Here is a 4,428-nt window from a genome sequence, read left to right as displayed (position 1 = left end):
GGCTGCGAAAGTGGGGGCGGTGTTCAGGCCCGACGCGAGCGGTGAAGCGGGCGTGTTCCGTGCATCGCCAAGCGAAGAGGGCACAGAACCAACGGGGTTTGAAGTGGATTTGGAGGAATCGTCTTCCCAGACCAACATGGTGAACATCCTATGGAAGCGGATTATGGAAGGGTGTTGCGAAAAACACCAAGCACTTCTTGACATCGCCGATCCGTGCTTGTTGCTGGCGCACGTCGAAAGAGGTCATGAAGGCGTCTGAAGGAGGGCCACTGGTGCGGTCAACAGGGCCTCGGTGAAGGCCTCATTGGACACCTCAGACAGGCAAGGCCTCGCTCGCTGGGACAGCTGACGAGGCCTTGTCTTGATTCAGCACAAGTGGCTTGCGATCGGGGTTTTCGGCCGATCGGGGCTCACGCCCGGTTTACTGGCAAGCCTCGCAATCGGGGTTGTCGATCGAGCAGAACTTGATGTCGGTGGCGGGCACCTGCTCGGCCACCACCTCGGCTTGCGGAGCCTGTGCAGGCGCGGCCTGCTGAGGGGCTGCCGAGGCGGCTTGGAAGCCGCCGCCCACGTTGCTCGACACCGCGTTGAGCTGGCCGCGCGAGACGGTCGACTTCTCTGCGTGCGTGGCGCCCACGGTGCGGAGGTAGTAGGTGGTCTTGAGGCCACGCAGCCAGGCCAGCTTGTAGGTCTCGTCGAGCTTCTTGCCCGATGCGCCGGCCATGTAGATGTTCAGGGACTGGGCCTGGTCGATCCACTTCTGGCGACGCGAGGCGGCTTCGACCAGCCACACGGGCTCGACCTCGAAGGCCGTGGCGTAGAGGGCCTTGAGCTCTTCAGGCACGCGGTCGATGCGACGCAGCGAACCGTCGAAGTGCTTGAGGTCCATGACCATGACGTCGTCCCACATGCCCAGGGCCTTGAGGTCGCGCACCAGGTACTCGTTGATGACGGTGAACTCGCCCGACAGGTTGGACTTCACCGAGAGGTTGCCGAAGCAGGGCTCGATGGAGGCGTCCACGCCAACGATATTGGAGATGGTGGCGGTCGGGGCGATGGCCACGCAGTTGGAGTTGCGCATGCCGAACTGGGCGATGCGGGCGCGCAGGGCGTCCCAATCCATGGTCACGGCGGTGTCGACTTCCACGTAGCCGCCGCGCTGCTCGCTCAGCAGTTGCAGGGAGTCGATCGGCAGGATGCCGCGGTCCCACAGCGAGCCGCGGTAGCTGCTGTAGCGGCCACGCTCTTCGGCCAGTTCGGTCGAGGCCCAGTAGGCGTGGTAGCAGACGGCTTCCATGGAGCGGTCGGCAAACTCGACGGCGGCTTGCGAGGCGTAAGGCGTGCGCAGCTGGTACAGCGCGTCCTGGAAGCCCATGATGCCCAGGCCAACGGGGCGGTGGCGCAGGTTGGCGTCACGGGCCTTCTTGACGGCGTAGTAGTTGATGTCGATGACGTTGTCGAGCATGCGCATGGCCGTCTTGATGGTCTTGCGCAGCTTGTCGTTGTCGATCTGCTTGCCGTTGGGCCCGTCGGTGATGTGCTGGGCCAGGTTGACCGAGCCCAGGTTGCACACGGCGATCTCGCCACCATTGGTGTTCAGCGTGATCTCGGTGCAGAGGTTGGACGAGTGCACCACGCCGACGTGCTGCTGCGGCGAGCGCACGTTGCAGGCGTCCTTGAAGGTGATCCAGGGGTGGCCGGTCTCGAACAGCATCGAGAGCATCTTGCGCCACAGGTCCTTGGCCGGCATCTGCTTGAAGAGCTTGAGCTCGCCACGGGCGACCTTGTCTTCGTAGCGGGTGTAGGCCTCTTCAAAGTCCTTGCCGAACTTGTCGTGCAGGTCGGGGCAGGTGGCGGGCGAGAACAGCGTCCACTGACCGTCTTCCATCACGCGGCGCATGAAGAGGTCGGGGATCCAGTTGGCGGTGTTCATGTCGTGGGTGCGGCGGCGATCGTCACCCGTGTTCTTGCGCAGCTCCAGGAATTCTTCGATGTCCAGGTGCCAGGATTCGAGGTAGGCGCAGACGGCGCCCTTGCGCTTGCCACCCTGGTTCACGGCCACGGCCGTGTCGTTGACCACCTTCAGGAAGGGGACCACGCCTTGCGACTTGCCGTTGGTGCCCTTGATGTGCGAGCCGAGTGCGCGCACGGGGGTCCAGTCGTTGCCCAGGCCGCCGGCAAACTTGCTCAGCAGGGCGTTTTCCTTGATGGCTTCGTAGATGCCGTCCAGGTCGTCAGGGACGGTGGTCAGGTAGCACGACGACAGCTGCGAGCGGCGAGTGCCCGAGTTGAACAGGGTCGGGGTCGACGACATGAAGTCGAAGGACGACAGCAGCTCGTAGAACTCGATGGCACGGGCTTCGCGGTCGATTTCGTTCAGCGCCAGGCCCATGGCGACGCGCATGAAGAAGGCCTGGGGCATCTCGATGCGTTCACCGCCGATGTGCAGGAAATAGCGGTCGTACAGGGTCTGCAGGCCGAGGTAGTCGAAGTTCAGGTCGCGCTCGTACTTGAGGGCGGCACCCAGGCGAGCCAGGTCGTACTGGGCCAGCTTTTCATCGAGCAGTTCGGCTTCCACGCCGCGCTTGATGAACTGGGGGAAGTATTCGGCGTAACGGCTGGCCATGTCGGCGTGCATCACGTCGTCACCGAGGATTTCGCGGCGGATGGTGTGCTGCAGCAGGCGTGCCGTGGCGTAGGTGTAGGACGGGTCGTGCTCGATGCGGGTGCGGGCGGCCAGGATGGCGGCCTTGTAGACCTCGTCGATGGAGACGCCGTCGTAGAGGTTGCGTTGCGTTTCGGCCAGGATGGGCGCGGCCTTGACGTCGGCGCCCAGGCCTTCGCAGGCGGATTCAATCAGGGCCTGCAGGCGGGGCAGGTCGAGCGGCACGCGGTGGCCACGGTCGATCACGGTCAGCGTGGGCAGGGCGGCGGCCTGCTGGGTCTCGGCGATCTTGGCGCGCTCTTGCGAGCGGCGTTCGCGGTAGAGCACGTAGGCGCGCGCGATTTCGTGGTGGCTGCCGCGCATCAGGGCCAGTTCAACCTGGTCCTGGATGTCTTCGATGTGGAAGGTGCCACCGTTGGGGCGCGAGCGCAGCAGGCCGCGGACGACCGCTTCCGTGAGGCCGTCAACGGTTTCGCGCACGCTGGCCGAGGCCGCGCCCTGGGTGCCATGCACGGCCAGGAAGGCCTTCATCATGGCCACGGCGATCTTGCTGGGCTCGAAGGCCACGACCGCACCATTGCGTCGGATGATCTGGAAAGCGGCGTAAGCCGACTGACGGGGTTCGGCGGCGGCGCTGGCGCCGACGGGGAAGGCAGATGATGAGGACGACGTGGTGCTGGGCGTGGACGTTTGCATGGATTTCCCTTCAGGATCTCAGGGCCACGGATGGGGCGGGCCCTGCGAATTCAGGCATCAGAGGGGAGTCTGAGCCGACTGTGAGGACACTATATCTGGTGTTTGGGGTGCTCTTGGGCACTACCAGTAGTGTTCGGGTGTGACTATAACGGGCTTTTGCCGGGGGCTGAAGGGGCGGCGGCAAAAAAATGGTTTGGCCATGGCGGGCACATTCTCTTGACAGCCGGGGCACTCCGCGGAGCGCCTTGATTGGCGCGGGTTTCGGCGGGCCGATGGCTCAGGTCGAAGCCGGAAAGGCCACGTCGTGCCAGGTCAGATCGGCCTGCAGGAGGGGCCATTCGAAGGCCTGACCGGGGTCGCGTTTGCGGCCTGGCGCGATGTGTTCATGCCCCATGACGCCGCGCAGCGGGCAGAGGGTGCGCAGGGCGCGCAACAGGGTGGCCAGGGCGGCATATTGGGGCGGGTCGAAGGGGGTGTCCTCCAGGCCTTCGAGTTCGATGCCGACCGAATAGTCGTTACAGTTGTCGCGGCCGGCCCAGGTGGAGCGCCCGGCATGCCAGGCCCGGTCGAGCACGGAGACGAACTGCAGGACCTCGCCGTTGCGCCGGATGACGAAATGCGCCGAGACCTCGGTGCCGCGGATCTGTTCGAAGTAGGGGTGAGCCGACCAGTCGAGGGTGTTGGTGAAGAGGCGCTCGATCTCGTCGCCGCCGTAGACCCCGGGCGGCAGGCTGATGGAGTGCACCACGGCCAGGTCGATCACGGAGCCCGCGGGGCGCGGGCCGAAGTTGGGCGAAGGCACGTGGCGCGCCGTGCGCAGCCAGCCCTGTTGCCAGAGGTCGGTGCTCACCAGGGGCTCATTCGGCATCGGCATCGGGGTCGAAGCGTTCACCCAGCACCACGCCTTGTTCGGTGACCTGCACACCCAGGCGGGCCATGCGGTAGCGCATCTGGCGCAGCGAGAGGCCCAGGCTTTGGCCTGCGGCCGTTCGGTTGAGCCGATGCTTGGTCAAGGCGCGCACCAGGATGTCGCGCTCGACCTGGTCGAGGTGGCTGGCGAGGTCGGA

The 4,428-nt window shown here is 65.2% G+C and carries 4 protein-coding genes; 1 reads left to right on the top strand and 3 read right to left on the bottom strand.

Going from position 1 to position 4,428, the window contains the following annotated elements; genetic code table 11:
- Window positions 1-259 (top strand): hypothetical protein (locus QZ994_RS18900; protein WP_290877354.1); only part of this gene is annotated, 259 nt, incomplete at its 5' end.
- 162 nt (window positions 260-421) lie between these two features.
- Here QZ994_RS18900 and QZ994_RS18895 read toward each other — a convergent pair.
- From QZ994_RS18895 to QZ994_RS18885, 3 genes are all read right to left on the bottom strand, one after another.
- Entirely contained in the window at window positions 422-3,361 is a 2,940-nt protein-coding gene (locus tag QZ994_RS18895) for a ribonucleoside-diphosphate reductase subunit alpha (protein ID WP_290877351.1), read from the bottom strand.
- A gap of 277 nt (window positions 3,362-3,638) precedes the next feature.
- On the bottom strand, window positions 3,639-4,211 hold the full coding sequence (ampD, locus tag QZ994_RS18890) for a 1,6-anhydro-N-acetylmuramyl-L-alanine amidase AmpD (protein WP_290877348.1): 573 nt from the start codon (window positions 4,209-4,211) through the stop codon (window positions 3,639-3,641).
- 7 nt (window positions 4,212-4,218) lie between these two features.
- On the bottom strand, window positions 4,219-4,428 hold a 210-nt coding region (locus QZ994_RS18885; RefSeq protein ID WP_290877345.1), incomplete at its 5' end, for a helix-turn-helix domain-containing protein.

This window comes from Aquabacterium sp., from assembly GCF_021768455.1.
Lineage (GTDB): Bacteria > Pseudomonadota > Gammaproteobacteria > Burkholderiales > Burkholderiaceae_C > Aquabacterium.
This window is presented reverse-complemented; position numbering and strand designations above follow the sequence as displayed.